The sequence below is a fragment of the Azospirillum sp. UENF 312511 genome (assembly GCF_058780635.1).
Genome location: NZ_JBSNCG010000003.1, coordinates 1683370 through 1698430, shown reverse-complemented (window position 1 = coordinate 1698430; position 15061 = coordinate 1683370). Strand labels below are relative to the sequence as shown.

Here is a 15061-nt window from a genome sequence, read left to right as displayed (position 1 = left end):
GGATGGCAGAGTTTTTCGCGATGGGCGGCTACGCCGCGTATGTCTGGTCGTCCTACGCGCTGGCGGCGCTGGTGATGGTCGGCCTGTTGGCCGCCACGCTGAAGGCGCTTCGTAGCGCCGAGACGACCCTGAAGGCGCTGGAAGGCAGCCGCCCGCCGCGGCGGCGCCGGGCGCGCAACGGAGCCGCGGCGTCGCCCGCGGCGGAGGTTGGTGAAGGATGACCCGCAAGAAACGGCGCCTCTACATGCTGGGCCTCGCCCTGCTGGGCCTTGGCGCGGCCACCGCCCTGACGCTGACGGCGTTCGAGGACAACATCGTCTTCTTCTTCAGCCCCACGCAGTTGCAGACCCAGGACATCGGCGACCGCAACTTCCGCCTGGGCGGTCTGGTCGAGGAAGGCAGCGTCAGCAAGATGCCCGACGGGGTGACGACGCAGTTCCGCGTCACCGACACGGTGCACACCGTCGCGGTCAGCTACCGCGGCCAGCTTCCCGACCTGTTCCGCGAGGGCCAGGGCGTCATCACGGAAGGCCGCATGATCAACGGCGTCTTCCAGGCGCGCGAGGTGCTGGCCAAGCACGACGAGAACTACATGCCGCCGGAAGTCGCCGCCGCGCTGAAGGAAGCGGAGCACTTCAAGGCGAACTCGAAGGAGCAGAAGCCCAGCTCGTGACGCTGGCGGCTTCCTGCATCCTCTTCATTCCGTTCTTTTAGGGAGCATCGGGCCCGTGATTCCCGAACTCGGCCATTACGCGCTGGTGCTGGCGCTGTTCGTGGCGCTGGTGCAGTCCGGCGTCCCCCTGGTGGGTGCCGCCACCGGCAACGCCGCCTGGATGGGCGTCGCCCGCCCCGCCGCCATCGCGCAGTTGCTGCTGGTGCTGGTCGCCTACGGCGCCCTGACCTGGGCCCATGTGGTGTCGGACTTCAGCGTGTCGAACGTGGTCCAGAACAGCCACTCGATGAAGCCGATGCTCTACAAGGTGTCGGGCGTGTGGGGGAACCACGAAGGCTCGATGATGCTGTGGGTCGTCATGCTGACGGCGTTCGGCGCGGCCGTCGGCATCTTCGGGCGCAACCTGCCGCCCTCGCTGAAGGCCCGCGTCATCTCCGTCCAGGGCATGATCGGCGTCGGCTTCCTGCTGTTCATCCTGATCACGTCGAACCCCTTCATCCGCGTGGTTCCGGCGCCGCTCGACGGCAACGACCTGAACCCGCTGCTGCAGGACCCCGGCCTCGCCTTCCACCCGCCCTTCCTCTACGCGGGCTATGTCGGCTTCTCCATCGCCTTCTCCTTCGCGGTCGCCGCGCTCATCGAAGGGCGCGTCGACCCGGCCTGGGCGCGCTGGGTGCGTCCCTGGACGCTGGCCGCCTGGTCGACCCTGACCGCCGGCATCGCGCTCGGCTCCTGGTGGGCCTATTACGAGCTGGGCTGGGGCGGCTGGTGGTACTGGGACCCGGTCGAGAACGCCTCCTTCATGCCCTGGCTGGCCGGCACCGCGCTGCTGCACTCCGCCATCGTGGTGGAGAAGCGCGACGCGCTGAAGACCTGGACCATCCTGCTGGCGATCATCACCTTCTCGCTGTCGCTGATGGGCACCTTCCTGGTGCGCTCGGGCATCCTGACCTCGGTCCACGCCTTCGCGGTGGACCCGGCGCGCGGCGTCTTCATCCTGGTCCTGCTGGCCATCGCCACCGGCGGCTCGCTGCTGCTCTACTCCGTGCGGGCGCCCAGCCTGAAGACCGGCGGCCTGTTCGCCCCGGTCAGCCGCGAGGGCTCGCTGGTGCTGAACAACCTGCTGCTGTCCACCGCGACGGCGACGGTCTTCATCGGCACGCTCTACCCGCTGTTCCTCGACGTGCTCGACCTCGGCAAGGTGTCGGTCGGCCCGCCCTTCTTCAACGCCACCTTCATCCCGGTCGCCATCCCGATGGTGATCGCCATGGTGGTCGGCCCCTTCCTGGCCTGGAAGCGCGCCGACCTGCTGGGCGCCCTGACCCGGCTGTGGACGGCCGGCGTGGCGACCGTGGCCTGCGTCGCCATCGCCGCCTACGTCACCAACGGCGGCGGCCCGCTGCTGGCGCTGGTCGGCGTCGCGCTCGCCGCCTGGGCCTTCTTCGGCTCGATCGCCGAGTTCGCGGAGCGCATCCGCCTGTTCCGCATCCCGGTGAAGGACAGCTGGAACCGCGCGGTCAACCTGCCGCGCAGCGCCTGGGGCATGACCATCGCCCACGCCTCCATGGGCATCGCCATCGCCGGCATGACCGGCACTTCGGCGTGGCAGAGCGAGACCATCCAGGCGATGAAGCCGGGCGACAACGCCACGGTCGGCGCCTACGCCGTGCATTTCGACCGCGTCGGCACGGTGCAGGGCCCGAACTACAGCGCCGAGCAGGGCGTCTTCACCGTCACCCGCGACGGCAACCACATCGCCACCCTGACGCCGCAGCGCCGCAGCTACCCGGTCACCCGCATGACGACGACCGAGGCGGCGATCCACACCACTTGGCTGTCCGACGTCTATGTGGCGCTGGGCGACCCGACGCAGAATGGCACGGCCTGGACCGTGCGGCTGTACCATCACCCGCTGGTGCCGTGGATCTGGATCGGCTCGCTGGGGATGATGCTGGGCGGGCTGGTCAGCCTGTCCGACCGCCGCTTCCGCGTCGGCGCCCCGGAGCGCCGCCGCGCCGCCAAGGGCACCCTTCAGCCCGCCGAGTAAGGACACGCTTCCGATGCGCCGCCTGATCTATCTGTTGCCGCTGCTGCTGTTCGTCGGTGTCGGCGTGGCCTTCCTGCGCGGGTTCGACCGCGACCCGCGCGACATCCCCTCCGCCCTGATCGACAAGCCGGCGCCGGAATTCTCGCTGCCGCCGCTGCCGGGCTACAAGGAAGGGCTGTCCAACGCGACGCTGAAGGGCGACGTCACGCTGGTGAATGTGTTCGCCTCCTGGTGCATCCCGTGCAAGGCCGAGCACCCGATCATCACCCGTCTGGCCCGCGAGCAGGGCGTGACGGTGCGCGGCATCAACCACAAGGACAAGGCGGAGGACGCCATCGCCTGGCTGAACCGCAACGGCGACCCCTACGCCAGCATCGGTGTCGACCTGGACGGCCGCGTGTCCATCGACTGGGGCGTCTACGGCGTGCCGGAGACCTTCCTGCTCGACCGCCAGGGCCGCATCCGCTTCAAGCATGTCGGCCCCCTGACCCCGCAGGTGGTCGAGGAGCAGATCCTGCCCATGGTCAAGCATCTGCGGAGCGCGTCGTGAGAGCCTTCCTTCTCGCTGTCCTGCTGGCGTTGACCCCGGTCACCGCCTCCGCCGTCCAGCCCGACGAGGTGCTGAAGGACCCGGCGCTGGAAGGCCGCGCCCGTGAGATCAGCAAGGATCTGCGCTGCCTCGTCTGCCAGAACCAGTCGATCGACGATTCCAACGCGCCGCTCGCCCGCGACCTGCGCGTGCTGGTCCGCGAGCGGCTGACCGCCGGCGACAGCAACCAGCAGGTGCTGAGCTTCGTCACCGACCGCTACGGCGACTATGTGCTGCTGCGCCCGCCCTTCAAGGCGACGACGCTGTTCCTGTGGATCGGCCCCTTCGTGGTCCTGGCCATCGGCGGCGTCGCCACGGCCCTGTACCTGCGCGGGCGGAAGGGAGCCGCCGTTGCCGCGGGCGGCGACACCGCCCCGCTGACCGAGGACGAGCGGCGGCGCCTCGACGCCCTGCTCCGCAAGGACAAAGCCTGATGCTGTTCTGGATCGTCGCCGCCGCCCTGACGGCGGCCGTGGTGCTGCTGATCGTGCCGCCGCTGCTGAGGAAGCCCGAGGGAGCCGCCGAGGAGCGCGCCGCCTACGACCTGGAGGTCTACCGTGATCAGCTCGGCGAGCTGGAGCGCGACCAGGGCCGCGGCCTGATCAGCGAGGCGCAGGCCGCCGCCGCCCGCGCCGAGATCGGCCGCCGCATGCTGGCCATCGCCGACCGCGGCAAGGGCAATGCCAAGGATGGTGCGAAGGGTAAGGTGCCCGCCGCCCGCGCCCCGCGCAGCGCGATGGCGCTGGCCGCCCTGCTGGCCGTCCTGCTGCCGCTCGGCACGCTGGCCGTCTATGGCAAGCTGGGCCGTCCGGAGCTGCCGGCCCAGCCGCTGGCCTCGCGCAATCTCGACCATGAGCGCGGCGGGCCGCCGAAGAACGTGCTGGCGGCGATGGACAAGCTGAAGGCCCAGCTCGCCGAGACCCCCGACGACCCGCAGGGCTGGGCCATCCTCGGCCAAGCCTACGCCAAGATGGGCCGCCTGCCCGAGGCCGCCGACGCGCTGGGCAAGGCGGTGGCCCTGGCCGGCGACGATCTGGAGCTTCTCGGCAGCTACGGCGAGGTCCTGATCTCGGCCAACGGCGGCACCGTGCCGGACGAGGCCCGCAAGACCTTCGACCGCGTGCTGGCGAAGGACCCGACGGAGCCGCGCGCCCGCTTCTACGCCGCGTTGGCCCGTTTCCAGGCCGGCGACAGCAAGGACGCGCTGGAGCGCTGGAGCGCCCTGCTCGCCGAGTCCCACGCCGACGCGCCCTGGGTGCCGATCGTCCGGACGCAGATCGCGGAGGCCGCCAAGGCGCTGAACCTCGACCCGGCCAAGGTGACGCCGGAACCGCTGCCCGCCCAGCAACAGCCGCCGGTCGCCCAAAACCAGGGCCAGGGCCAAACCGAGGGCGAGGACCAGCAGCAGATGATCCGCGGCATGGTCGACGGGCTGGCCGCCCGGCTGGAGGCCAACCCGGACGACGTGGACGGCTGGCTGCGGCTGTCGCGCTCCTACGGCGTGATGGGCGAGTCGGCGAAAGCCATCGACGCCGCCCGCAAGGCGCGGGAGCGGGCGCCCCAGCGGCCCGACGTGCTGGTCGCCTACGCCTCCGCTCTGTTGTCGGCGGAGCCGCGGAGCAGCAAGCCCGGCCCGATGCCGGAGGAGGCCGTCGCCTCGCTCCGTCAGGCGCTGGCGGCCGAACCCGACAACCGAGACGCGCTCTGGCTGCTCGGCCTGAACGCCGCGGGCGTCGGCCAGACCGCCGAAGCCACCGACCTGTGGAACCGCCTGCTGGCCCAGTTCAAGCCGGAGGAGCCGGAATACACGCTGATTCGCGCCCGCCTCGAGTCGCTGAAGGCCGGCGGCTGATCCTCTCCCGAATGTCCCTTGCACCCGGACCGGTCCGAAGAGCAGGATAGCGATGCACGCTGGGGTGGCGTTTCCGGCAATGGAGCGCCACCCGCAGGCCGATCCGCCAGGGACGCGACCGATTGCCCACCCACGCGCTCACCGCCAAAGGTCCCGCCACCGGCCCCGGCATGGCGGGAAAGCCGCTGGAGGCGGCCTTCTGGATGCTGGGGGCCGCCCTGTTCATCGCCATCGGCAACGCGATGATCCGCCACGTCAGCGGCGAGCTTCACCCCTTCGAAATCGTCTTCTTCCGCAACCTGTTCAGCCTGATGTTCATGCTGCCCTGGATCGCGGCGGTCGGGCTGGGGCGGCTGCGCACCGGACGGGCGGGGCTCTACGCTTCGCGGTCGGCGACCAGTCTGGTGGCGATGCTGTGCTGGTTCTACAGCGTCACCCACATGCCGCTGCCGGACGCCACGGCGCTCAGCTTCACCATTCCCCTCTTCGTCACCGCCGGGGCCGCGCTGTTCCTGAACGAGACGGTGCGGGCGCGGCGCTGGGCCGCCGTTCTGGTCGGGCTGGCCGGGGTGATGATCGTCATCCGCCCCGACGACGCCACCCTGGACCCGACGATCCTGGTCATGCTCCTGCATTGCGTTGCCGCCGCCATAACCACGCTCCAGGTGCGGGCGCTGGCGACCTCCGACGGGGTGATGGTGGTGGTCGCCTACATGGGGCTGTTCCTGACCCCGATGGCGCTGGTGCCGGCGCTGTTCGTATGGGAGTGGCCGAGCTGGACGGCGCTCGGCTGGCTCGTCCTGCTGGGCGGCATCCTGACCCTGGGACAGTTGGCGATGACCCGCGCCTTCAAGCTGGCGCCGGCCTCGGCGATGATGCCCTACGACTACGCCCGCCTGCCCTTCACCGCCCTGCTCGCCTGGCCGCTGTTCGGCGAGGCCATGGACGTCTGGGGCTGGGTCGGGGCCGGGGTGATCGCCGCCTCCGCCCTCTACACCGCGCATCGCGACGCCGCGCAGTCGCGCGCTGAGCGGAGCGCGGCCAAGGCGTAAGCCGTCAGCCGTTTCCGGCGGGCTTCATCCCGGAAGCGTCACCCGCGGCAGGCTTCATTTGCTGCTCCTTGCGCAGGGCGGCGCGGGCACGCTCCTCATGCTCGGGCTTCAGATTGCTCCGCACCGCATGGACGGCGGTCGCCAGCACCGCCGCGTCGTCCACGAAGCCGACCGCGATCAGCCAGTCCGGGATCGAATCCGCGGGCAGCACGAAATAGGCCAGCGCCGCCATCAGGATCGCCTTCGCCTTGAAGGGAGTCTGCGGGTCGGTCGCGCAGAAGAAGGCGGCCAGCGCCTGCTCCAGGAAGGGAATGCGGTGCAGGTTGGCGCGCAGCGTGTTCCAAAAGCGGCGGCGGACGTAGCGCTCGTTCCGCTCCACGCGGACGGGGTCGATGACGGCGGGCAAAGCGGCGGCGGCTTCGGTGGGTCCGTCGGTGGCGATCGGCATGGCTTTCCCTGGGCTCCCCCTGGCCTTACCGCCCTTCCCGGTGGACCGGGCGGGGCGGCCTGTTGCACAGTTGCGTGGAGTGACAACAGCGCAGACGCGCCAACGGTCCCGCCAAGGGTTCGACTACGGCCAAAGGGTCAGAAGGAGGAAACCACCATGCCGATGAAGAAGGGCTACAAGGAACTGCTGGCCGAAGCGAACGCCCGCATCCAGGCGATCACGCCGCAGGAGGCGCTGTCCCTGCACGGCGACCCCGACGTAGTGTTCGTGGACATCCGCGACCCGCGCGAGCTGACGCGCGACGGCATGATCCCCGGCGCCTTCCCGGCCACCCGCGGCATGCTGGAATTCTGGGTGGACCCGGACAGCCCCTATCACAAGCCGGTCTTCGCGTCGGGCAAGCGCTTCGTCTTCTACTGCGCCAGCGGCTGGCGCTCGGCGCTCGCCACCGACACCGTGCAGTCGATGGGGCTGGAGAACGTCTGCCACCTCGAAGGCGGATTCAAGGGCTGGAAGGAGGCCGGGCTGCCCGTCGCCATGCCGCCCGCCATGGAACGGAAGGGCAGCTGAATGGAACAGAGAGTCAGCCTGATCACGCTGGGCGTCGCCGACCTCGCGCGCAGCCGCCGCTTCTACGAGGAGGGGCTGGGCTGGACCCCCTCCCCGGTCAGCCAGGACGCCATCACCTTCTACCAGCTGGGCGGCGTGGCGCTCGCCCTGTTCGGGCGGGAGGCGCTGGCCGAGGACGCGCATCTGGCGGAGTCCGGCCCGACCTCGGGCTTCGGCGGCATCACGCTGGCCCACAACCTGCGCAGCAAGGCGGAGGTGGACGCCGTCATGGCCCAGGCCGAGCGGGCCGGCGGACGCATCCTGAAGCCGGCGCAGGACGTCTTCTGGGGCGGCTACAGCGGTTATTTCGCCGATCCGGACGGCCACCCCTGGGAGGTCGCCTGGAACCCCTTCGCCGCGCTGGGCGAGGACGGAAGCTTCAAGCTGGAGGGGTGAGCGGCACATCGCCCGCTTGCAATCTTTGCTCGAAGATGTGGTGGAAGCGTTTGACACCGTTCAGAGCAAGACACCGTCATGACACCCATGACGGTGTCGTTCGAAAACGAGAAATGTTACATTTTGACGAAATATATTTTCGTTAAAATGTATCCCAATATTAATATGTATCATCCACGATGCGATGAACTGCAACGTCAACGCATCGTGGAACGAGCCGATGTCTACGGTCAAAGCACGCCTTTTGGTTGCCCTCTCAGTTCTGTGCTTCTTTCTTTTAGCGATTGCGGCCACCGGCTGGCTGGCCCTTGGGCAGTCGCATCAGGGCATGGAGACGGTGTTCAAGGACCGCGTCGTCCCGCTGCGCGACCTGAAGGTTGTTTCCGACATGTTCGCCGTCAACATCGTCGACACCACGCACAAGGTGCGCGGCGGCGCCGAGACGTGGGAAGGCGGTCTCAAATCCATCGATGCCGCGCTCGGCGAGATCGCGACGCGCTGGTCGGCCTTCACGGCCACCTCGATGAACGCCCGCGAAAAGGAGCTGGCGAACGAGGCCGAACGCCACATGGGCAAGGCGCGCGCCGCCGCGACGACCGCCCGCGCGCTGATGCAGGCCAAGGATCAGGCCGCGCTGGACACCTTCGCGGTGTCCACGCTCTACCCCAGCATCGACCCGGTGGCGGCGGCCGTCGGCAAGCTGGTCGACCTGCAGTTGAAGGAGGCCGAGGCGGTGTACGAGCGGACCAACGCCGCTTACGACACCTCCCGCTGGATCCTGGGGATCGCGGTGCTGCTCGGCGTGCTGGCCGCCGCCTTCGCCGTGACGACGACGCTGTTCCGCGTGGTCGGCCCGCTGCGCGCCATGGCCGAACTGATGCAGCGCCTCGCCAAGGGCGATCTCGGCATCACCGTCGACGGCACGGACCGGATGGACGAGGTCGGCACGCTCGCCCGCTCGCTGGCCGTCTTCAAGGATTCCGCCGTCGCGAACCGCCGGATGGAGGAGGAGCAGCGCCAGGAGCAGGCCCGCAAGGAAGCCCGGCAGGCGCTCGTGGAAAAATACATCGTCGGTTTCGACAGCACGGTGCACGCGACGCTGAAGATGCTGGCCTCCGCCGCCACCGAGATGCGCGCCACCGCGGAGTCCATGTCGTCCACCGCCGAGGAGACCAGCCGGCAGGCGTCAACGGTCGCCGCCGCGTCGGAGCAGGCGACCACCAACGTCCAGGCGGTCGCCGGCGCCACCGAAGAGCTGTCCGCCTCCATCACCGAGATCGGCCGCCACGTCGCGACCTCCACCACCATCGCCGGCAACGCCGTGGAGGAGGCGGCCCGCACCGACCGGACGGTCCAGGGATTGGCGGAGGCCGGTCAGAAGATTGGCGAGGTGGTCGGGCTCATCAAGGCCATCGCCGACCAGACCAACCTGCTGGCGCTCAACGCCACCATCGAGGCCGCGCGCGCCGGGGAGGCCGGCAAGGGCTTCGCCGTGGTGGCCTCGGAGGTCAAGTCGCTGGCCAACCAGACGGCCAAGGCGACCGAGGAGATCGCCACCCAGATCCAGACGATCCAAGGGGTGACCACCGATACCGTCCGCGCCATCAAGACCATCGGCGGAACGATCGGCGAGATCAACGGCATTGCCACCACCATCGCCGCCGCGGTGGAGGAACAGGGCGCGGCCACGGGTGAGATCGCCCGCAACGTCCAGCAGGCCGCCCACGGCACGACGGAGGTATCCGGCAGCATCGTCCAGGTCCATCAGGCCGCGGTGGAGACCGGGTCGGCGGCCTCCCAGGTGCTGTCGTCGGCCGAGGAACTCAGCCGGCAGGCGGAAACGCTCCGCCTGGAGGTCGAGCGCTTCCTCGTCAACATCCGGGCGGCGTGAGCGCACCACGCAGCCATCGCCCGAAACGAAACGAGGGGGCCGAAGCCCCCTCGTTCCACGTTCACAACGGTCTCGCGCTTACTTGACGTTCGCGCGGGCCATGGCGCCCAGACGCAGGCGGAGCGCGTTCAGCTTGATGAAGCCTTCCGCGTCCTTCTGGTTGTAGACGCTGTCTTCCTCGAACGTCACATAGTCCATGCGGTAGAGGCTGTTCGGCGACTTGCGGCCGACGACCGTGACGTTGCCCTTGAACAGCTTCAGGCGGACCACGCCGTTCACCGGATCCTGGGTCTGGTCGATCAGCGCCTGGAGCGCCAGCCGCTCCGGGCTGAACCAGTAGCCGCAGTAGATCAGCTCGGCGTAGCGCGGCATCAGCTCATCCTTCAGATGGCCGGCGCCGCGGTCGAGCGTGATGCTCTCCATCGCGCGGTGGGCGGCCAGCAGGATGGTGCCGCCCGGGGTCTCGTACACGCCGCGCGACTTCATGCCGACATAGCGGTTCTCGACGAGGTCGAGGCGACCGATGCCGTTCTCGCCGCCCAGGCGGTTCAGCTCGGTCAGCAGGGCCGCCGGGGACAGGGCCTTGCCGTCGATCGCCACGGCGTCGCCGCGCTTGAACTCGACTTCGACGTAGGTCGGAGTGTCCGGGGCCTTCTCCGGGGCGACGGAGCGGGTGTACATGTCCTCGAACGGCTCGACCCACGGGTCCTCAAGCGCCTTCCCCTCGTAGGAGATGTGCAGGAGGTTGGCGTCGGTGGAGTACGGGGCCTCGCCGCGCTTGTCCTTCGCGATCGGAATCTGATTCTTCTCGGCGTAGTCGATCAGCCGGGTGCGGCTGTTCAGATCCCACTCGCGCCACGGGGCGATGATCTTGATGTCCGGGCGGAGCGCGTAGTAGCCCAGCTCGAAGCGGACCTGATCGTTGCCCTTGCCGGTGGCGCCGTGGGCCACGGCGTCGGCGCCGACCTGGTTGGCGATCTCGATCTGGCGCTTGGCGATCAGTGGCCGGGCGATCGAGGTGCCGAGCAGGTAGGTGCCCTCATAGAGGGTGTTGGCGCGGAACATCGGGAACACGAAGTCCCGCACGAACTCTTCGCGCAGGTCGTCGATGAAGATGTTTTCCGGCTTGATGCCCAGAAGCTCGGCCTTCTTGCGCGCCGGCTCCAGCTCCTCGCCCTGGCCGAGGTCGGCGGTGAAGGTCACCACCTCGCATTGATAGGTTTCCTGGAGCCACTTCAGGATCACCGAGGTGTCGAGGCCGCCCGAATAGGCGAGCACCACTTTCTTGATCTGTTTGCCGGACGCACCGCTCATGGGACTACTCACGCGGGTGGGGAAAAATATCGGTGCCGGACAGTAGCCCTACGACCGATGCGAATCAATCGGTCCCGCTCATAAGTCACCTCTCCCCAGAGGGGAGAGGGCTGGGGCACTTAATCCGTCCCGGCGTCGGCCGCAACGGTGCTCTCTGCGGCGGGGCGGGCGGGCGCCCGGTCCACGAAAGGCCAGCGGATGTAGGCGTAGAGCCACATCGCCAGGATGTCCGCCCCGTTGATCAGCAGAACCAGCGCCCACAGCGGGCTGCGCCCGCCCTTGGCCAGCACCCAGCCGCCGAAGATCAGCTTCAGCATCAGCAGGATCGCCATGACGAGGTTGGCCGTCCACGGGTCGGTGGACATGATCGCCGCCCAGGGCTGCCAATAGACGGCGTTGAGCAGGGCGACGACGGAATCGAGCATCTCCATCACGCGGCCCTCCGCGCCTTGCGCGGACGCGCCGGCCCGTCGACCAGGACCCGCGCCGGCCAGCGCCGCATCGTCAGCAGCCCCAGCACGCCGACCAGCCCGATCACCGGCACGAAGATCACCAACGCCCACCAGGGCGAGAAGCCCGCCCGGCGGAAGATGCGCATCAGCGGCCAGACCGCCGCGGCGTTGAACAGGAACAGGATCAGGCCGGGATCGACGGCGAACTCAGGCACGGAGCACTCCCAGGGATAGGTCCGGCCTTATCCGGCCAGCGCCGCGTCCTTCTCGGCCAGCACCTTCTCGATGGCGGCGCGGTCGGCGGCGGACAGGCGGACGGACGCGCTCTTCAACTGGCCGCAGGCGGCCATGATGTCCTCGCCGCGGGTGGTGCGGACGGGGCTGGCGTAGCCGGCGTTGTTGACGATGTCACCGAAGACCTGGATCGCCCGGTCGGTCGAACGCTCGTAGGGGGCGCCCGGCCAGGGGTTGAAGGGGATCAGGTTGATCTTCGACGGGATGCCTTCCAGCAACTTGACCAGGGCGCGGGCGTCCGCCGGGCTGTCGTTGACGCCCTTCAGCATCACGTATTCGAAGGTGATGCGCCGCGCGTTGTTCAGGCCGGGGTAGTTGCGGCAGGCGTCCATCAGCTCCTTCAACGGGTATTTCCGGTTGATGGGCATGATGATGTCGCGAAGCTCGTCGGTCACGGCGTGCAGGCTGACAGCGAGGTTGACGTTCAACTCCTCGCCACAGCGCTTCATGGCCGGGACGACGCCGGAGGTCGAGAGCGTGATGCGGCGCTTCGAGATCGAAATCCCGTCGCCGTCCATGACGATCTTCAGCGCCTTGGCGACGTTCTCGTAGTTAAAGAGCGGCTCCCCCATCCCCATCATGACGATGTTGGAGATCATCCGCCCGTCCGGCGGCGCCGGCCATTCGCCGAGCGCGTCGCGGGCCAGCATGACCTGCGCCACGATCTCCGAGGCGTCGAGGTTGCGCACCAGACGCTGCGTGCCGGTGTGGCAGAAGCGGCAGGTCAGCGTGCAGCCGACCTGCGAGGAGACGCAGAGCGTGCCGCGGTCCTCCTCGGGGATGTGGACGCTCTCCACCTCCTGCCCGTCGGGCATGCGCAGCAGCCACTTGCGCGTGCCGTCCACCGATTTCAGGTCGCGCACGATCGTCGGGCGGGCCACGGCGTAGCTCTCCGCCAGCTTCTCGCGCACCGGCTTGGCGAGCGTGGTCATCACCGCGAAGTCGGTGGCTCCGCGGTGGTAGATCCAGTGCCAGAGCTGGCGGGCCCGGAATTTCTCCAGGCCGACGGACAGCATTTCGGCTTCCAGCTCGTCGCGGGACAGGCCGACAAGGTTCTTGCGCCCGTCGGCGTCAACAGCCGGCAGGGCAAAGGCAGCAGCATGGTTGGAGGCGCTCATGGCCCCCTAAATAGGGCCACGAGCGTCAGGAGTCAAAAGACGAAACGAGGAGCGACCAAGTGAAAAGAGCAGCGCTGCTCAGCGCTTCACGCCGCAGGCCTGGTTGATCGCGTCGTAAGCCTGGGCGAAGCCGTCGGTGCTGTAGGTGTCGGTGGTCTTCGTGCCGCGGCCCGAAACACCCTTCACCACCATGGACTTGCCCTTGGCGTCGCGCATCGCGGCGGTGACGGCCTTGTCGGTGTCGGCGTCGCGCGCCCAGGCGGTCTCGCCGTCGGTGAACAGCTTGAAGGACTTGCCGGCCACGTCCAGCGTGGACTCGCTGTCCTTCTTCAGGGGATAGCCGACGACGACGCTGACGACGTCCAGCGCCTTCTCCGCCGGGCGGTGGGTCACCAGCACATAGATGTCCCCGCGCTTGGCCGCGGCGGGTTCCTTCTTCTTGGGCTGGCTGGACAGGTAGCAGACCTTGTGCCCGCCCTCGTCGAAGGCGAAGGCGTTCCAGTCCTTGAAGGTCCCCAGCAGGCGCGGGTCGGCGGCCGAGGCCGTGGTGACGGTGCCCATGGTGACGGCGGCGGCGAGGATCGGACCGGCCAGAAGCAGAGCGGCGCCGGCGGTGCGACGGATGGTGCGGATGGGCAACATCGGTTGGCGAAGGCTCGAATGGTTTCGCGGACGGGTTCGGGAGTGGGTCGGACCCTACCCCAATTCGGTGAGGCTTTCCAGGGCCGCCGCCCCGTCCCGGCGGCGAAGTCACGGGTTGTCCCGACGGCCGGTCCTGCAATCGATCGCTCGATTTCGTATCGAAAGCCGGTGATCCGATGGCATGCGGGGTGCGTAGAAGACCCATCGAACCTCAAGTCCAACGCCCGACGGAACGTCGCAGCCCCCATGACACCCTTGGCCGCCCGAGCAGACGACTGCGCACAGGACGCGGGGGAGCGCCAAACACGCTTTGCAGCGGGGCGCTCCGCGCACCATGTGTTGCGGGGCTTGCCATCTTGCGCAAAGCCCATGCGCGCAGAGACGGCGCCCCCGAAGACGTGCCCGAAGACGTGGATGCAGGATCTTGGTTCCCCAGCCGCCGGCGCCGACCGGACCTTCGAAGAGCTGCTGACCGCGGTCGGGCGGGACCGCGACCGCGCGGCCTTCGCGGCGCTGTTCGGCCATTTCGCCCCGCGGTTGAAGGCCTATCTGCGCCGCCAGGGCTGCGACGCGGGCGGTGCGGAGGAGTTGGTGCAGGACGTGATGCTGTTGGTGTGGCGCCGCGCGGAAACCTATGACCCGACCCAGGCGTCCGCCGCCACCTGGGTGTTCACCATCGCCCGCAACCGTCGGATCGACGCGCTGCGGCGGGAACAGCGGCCCGAGATCGACCCCGCCGACCCCACACTGGTGCCCGACCCGATGGAAAGCGCCGACGACGGGGTGGCGGCGCGGGAGACCGCGGGACGCCTGCGGGCCGCGCTGAGGACCCTGCCGCCGGAGCAGGCCGACCTGCTGCGTCTGGCCTATTTCGAGGACAAGCCGCACAGCCTGATCTCCGCTGAACAGGGCATTCCGCTGGGCACCGTCAAGTCGCGCCTGCGGCTGGCCATGGAGCGGCTGCGCAAGGCCATGAGGGACTCCCGATGACCGTGCCCACCCACCATCCCGGCGACACCCTGCTGATCGACTACGCCGGCGGCGCTCTGGGCGAGGCGGCGTCCCTGATCGTGGCGACCCATCTGGCGCTGTGCCCCTGCTGCCGTCTGAACGTCGCCGAGATGGAGGCGGTCGGCGGCGCCCTGCTGGAGAGCATCGAGCCGGAGGAGGTCGACCCCGCCTGCCTGGAGACGGTGCTGGCCCGGCTGGACGACCTGCCGCCCCTGCCCCGCGCGCCCCGGCCGAAGCTGGTCTGCCAGCCGGCCGAGGTGCCGCTGCTGCCCGAACCGCTGCGCCGCTATGTCGGCAACGACCTGTCGCGCCTGCCCTGGAAGCGGCTGATGCGCGGCATGGACTGCTACGACATCCCGCTGGGGTCCGGCTCCAGCTATGATTCCGAACGCCGCGGCAAGGCCCGGCTGATGCGGCTGGCCAGCGGCGTCGGGCCGCCCCACCACACCCACCGCGGGATCGAGCTGACGCTGGTGCTGGACGGCGGCTTCACCGACGATCTGGGACAGTTCGCCCGCGGCGACCTGTCCGTCGCCGACGACTCCGTGCGCCACCGCCCGGTGGCCGACGAGGAGGGCTGCCTGTGTCTGGCGGTGACCGACGCGCCGCTTCATTTCACCGGCGCGCTGGGGCTGATCCTCAACCCGTTTGTGAAATTCTGAGCCGGATCACC

18 protein-coding genes are annotated in these 15061 nt (G+C 69.0%); 12 read left to right on the top strand and 6 right to left on the bottom strand.

The features are described 5' to 3' along the window. Positions 1-2 precede the first annotated feature (2 nt). From ccmD to ACWPN7_RS19320, 7 genes are all read left to right on the top strand, one after another. Positions 3-221 carry a heme exporter protein CcmD gene (ccmD, locus tag ACWPN7_RS19350; RefSeq protein ID WP_038525718.1) on the top strand — a complete coding sequence of 73 codons (219 nt, stop codon included), beginning with the start codon at positions 3-5 and terminating at the stop codon, positions 219-221. Next, positions 218-673 (top strand): cytochrome c maturation protein CcmE, encoded by a 456-nt coding sequence (ccmE, locus tag ACWPN7_RS19345; protein WP_038525715.1) that lies wholly within the window; start codon positions 218-220, stop codon positions 671-673. Before ccmD ends, ccmE begins: the two co-directional genes overlap by 4 nt. 55 nt (positions 674-728) lie before the next feature. Next, complete coding sequence (locus tag ACWPN7_RS19340) at positions 729-2720, top strand: heme lyase CcmF/NrfE family subunit (RefSeq protein ID WP_149650085.1); 1992 nt, start codon at positions 729-731, stop codon at positions 2718-2720. Between the two features lie 13 nt (positions 2721-2733). Next, the gene (locus ACWPN7_RS19335; protein ID WP_038525709.1) at positions 2734-3270 is read left to right on the top strand and encodes a DsbE family thiol:disulfide interchange protein; all 537 of its coding nucleotides are present in this window, start codon (positions 2734-2736) and stop codon (positions 3268-3270) included. After that, positions 3267-3743: a cytochrome c-type biogenesis protein gene (locus ACWPN7_RS19330; RefSeq protein ID WP_459196084.1), complete on the top strand. Its 477-nt coding sequence runs from the start codon at positions 3267-3269 to the stop codon at positions 3741-3743. Before ACWPN7_RS19335 ends, ACWPN7_RS19330 begins: the two co-directional genes overlap by 4 nt. Continuing rightward, a complete protein-coding gene (ccmI, locus tag ACWPN7_RS19325; RefSeq protein ID WP_459196085.1) occupies positions 3743-5161 on the top strand; it encodes a c-type cytochrome biogenesis protein CcmI in 1419 nt (472 codons plus the stop codon). The genes ACWPN7_RS19330 and ccmI overlap by 1 nt, the downstream gene beginning before the upstream one ends. A 122-nt stretch (positions 5162-5283) precedes the next feature. Next, positions 5284-6213: a DMT family transporter gene (locus ACWPN7_RS19320; RefSeq protein WP_200475416.1), complete on the top strand. Its 930-nt coding sequence runs from the start codon at positions 5284-5286 to the stop codon at positions 6211-6213. Between the two features lie 4 nt (positions 6214-6217). Here the strand turns inward: ACWPN7_RS19320 and ACWPN7_RS19315 are convergent, their stop codons facing one another. Further along, on the bottom strand, positions 6218-6661 hold the full coding sequence (locus tag ACWPN7_RS19315; RefSeq protein WP_137103668.1) for a YkvA family protein: 444 nt from the start codon (positions 6659-6661) through the stop codon (positions 6218-6220). A gap of 156 nt (positions 6662-6817) precedes the next feature. On the opposite strand from ACWPN7_RS19315, the gene ACWPN7_RS19310 reads away from it, so the two are divergent. The 3 genes from ACWPN7_RS19310 to ACWPN7_RS19300 all read left to right on the top strand — a co-directional run bounded on the left by ACWPN7_RS19310 (position 6818) and on the right by ACWPN7_RS19300 (position 9557). Next, complete coding sequence (locus ACWPN7_RS19310; RefSeq protein WP_459196086.1) at positions 6818-7231, top strand: rhodanese-like domain-containing protein; 414 nt, start codon at positions 6818-6820, stop codon at positions 7229-7231. Then, positions 7232-7666: a VOC family protein gene (locus ACWPN7_RS19305; RefSeq protein ID WP_035669751.1), complete on the top strand. Its 435-nt coding sequence runs from the start codon at positions 7232-7234 to the stop codon at positions 7664-7666. Between the two features lie 184 nt (positions 7667-7850). Continuing rightward, positions 7851-9557, top strand: a complete 1707-nt coding sequence (locus ACWPN7_RS19300; RefSeq protein ID WP_492273415.1) for a methyl-accepting chemotaxis protein — start codon at positions 7851-7853, stop codon at positions 9555-9557. Positions 9558-9635: 78 nt separating this feature from the next. Here the strand turns inward: ACWPN7_RS19300 and ACWPN7_RS19295 are convergent, their stop codons facing one another. The 5 genes from ACWPN7_RS19295 to ACWPN7_RS19275 form a co-directional block, all read right to left on the bottom strand. Next, positions 9636-10871 (bottom strand): argininosuccinate synthase, encoded by a 1236-nt coding sequence (locus tag ACWPN7_RS19295; RefSeq protein WP_459196087.1) that lies wholly within the window; start codon positions 10869-10871, stop codon positions 9636-9638. Between the two features lie 119 nt (positions 10872-10990). Next, on the bottom strand, positions 10991-11302 hold the full coding sequence (locus tag ACWPN7_RS19290; RefSeq protein WP_114857868.1) for a hypothetical protein: 312 nt from the start codon (positions 11300-11302) through the stop codon (positions 10991-10993). After that, positions 11302-11538 carry a DUF805 domain-containing protein gene (locus tag ACWPN7_RS19285; RefSeq protein ID WP_094301545.1) on the bottom strand — a complete coding sequence of 79 codons (237 nt, stop codon included), beginning with the start codon at positions 11536-11538 and terminating at the stop codon, positions 11302-11304. Before ACWPN7_RS19285 ends, ACWPN7_RS19290 begins: the two co-directional genes overlap by 1 nt. Before the next feature lie 27 nt (positions 11539-11565). After that, the gene (rlmN, locus tag ACWPN7_RS19280; protein ID WP_459196088.1) at positions 11566-12735 is read right to left on the bottom strand and encodes a dual-specificity RNA methyltransferase RlmN; all 1170 of its coding nucleotides are present in this window, start codon (positions 12733-12735) and stop codon (positions 11566-11568) included. A 78-nt stretch (positions 12736-12813) separates the two neighbouring features. Further along, entirely contained in the window at positions 12814-13377 is a 564-nt protein-coding gene (locus ACWPN7_RS19275) for an invasion associated locus B family protein (protein WP_407823492.1), read from the bottom strand. Positions 13378-13791: 414 nt separating this feature from the next. Here ACWPN7_RS19275 and ACWPN7_RS19270 point away from each other — a divergent pair, with 414 nt between their 5' ends. Next, positions 13792-14367 (top strand): sigma-70 family RNA polymerase sigma factor, encoded by a 576-nt coding sequence (locus tag ACWPN7_RS19270; RefSeq protein ID WP_103040546.1) that lies wholly within the window; start codon positions 13792-13794, stop codon positions 14365-14367. Further along, positions 14364-15050 (top strand): ChrR family anti-sigma-E factor, encoded by a 687-nt coding sequence (locus ACWPN7_RS19265; RefSeq protein ID WP_103040545.1) that lies wholly within the window; start codon positions 14364-14366, stop codon positions 15048-15050. The genes ACWPN7_RS19270 and ACWPN7_RS19265 overlap by 4 nt, the downstream gene beginning before the upstream one ends. Positions 15051-15061: the final 11 nt, after the last annotated feature.

Excerpts from the sequence above, each read along its gene's own strand:
- ACWPN7_RS19335 (WP_038525709.1), top strand. The coding sequence starts at position 2,734 with ATGCGCCGCCTGATCTATCTGTTGCCGCTGCTGCTGTTCGTCGGTGTC.
- ACWPN7_RS19295 (WP_459196087.1), bottom strand. The coding sequence starts at position 10,871 with ATGAGCGGTGCGTCCGGCAAACAGATCAAGAAAGTGGTGCTCGCCTAT.
- rlmN (WP_459196088.1), bottom strand. The coding sequence starts at position 12,735 with ATGAGCGCCTCCAACCATGCTGCTGCCTTTGCCCTGCCGGCTGTTGAC.
- ccmD (WP_038525718.1), top strand. The coding sequence starts at position 3 with ATGGCAGAGTTTTTCGCGATGGGCGGCTACGCCGCGTATGTCTGGTCG.
- ACWPN7_RS19265 (WP_103040545.1), top strand. The coding sequence starts at position 14,364 with ATGACCGTGCCCACCCACCATCCCGGCGACACCCTGCTGATCGACTAC.
- ccmE (WP_038525715.1), top strand. The coding sequence starts at position 218 with ATGACCCGCAAGAAACGGCGCCTCTACATGCTGGGCCTCGCCCTGCTG.
- ACWPN7_RS19270 (WP_103040546.1), top strand. The coding sequence starts at position 13,792 with ATGCAGGATCTTGGTTCCCCAGCCGCCGGCGCCGACCGGACCTTCGAA.
- ccmI (WP_459196085.1), top strand. The coding sequence starts at position 3,743 with ATGCTGTTCTGGATCGTCGCCGCCGCCCTGACGGCGGCCGTGGTGCTG.
- ACWPN7_RS19300 (WP_492273415.1), top strand. The coding sequence starts at position 7,851 with ATGAACTGCAACGTCAACGCATCGTGGAACGAGCCGATGTCTACGGTC.
- ACWPN7_RS19310 (WP_459196086.1), top strand. The coding sequence starts at position 6,818 with ATGCCGATGAAGAAGGGCTACAAGGAACTGCTGGCCGAAGCGAACGCC.
- ACWPN7_RS19290 (WP_114857868.1), bottom strand. The coding sequence starts at position 11,302 with ATGGAGATGCTCGATTCCGTCGTCGCCCTGCTCAACGCCGTCTATTGG.
- ACWPN7_RS19315 (WP_137103668.1), bottom strand. The coding sequence starts at position 6,661 with ATGCCGATCGCCACCGACGGACCCACCGAAGCCGCCGCCGCTTTGCCC.
- ACWPN7_RS19275 (WP_407823492.1), bottom strand. The coding sequence starts at position 13,377 with ATGTTGCCCATCCGCACCATCCGTCGCACCGCCGGCGCCGCTCTGCTT.
- ACWPN7_RS19305 (WP_035669751.1), top strand. The coding sequence starts at position 7,232 with ATGGAACAGAGAGTCAGCCTGATCACGCTGGGCGTCGCCGACCTCGCG.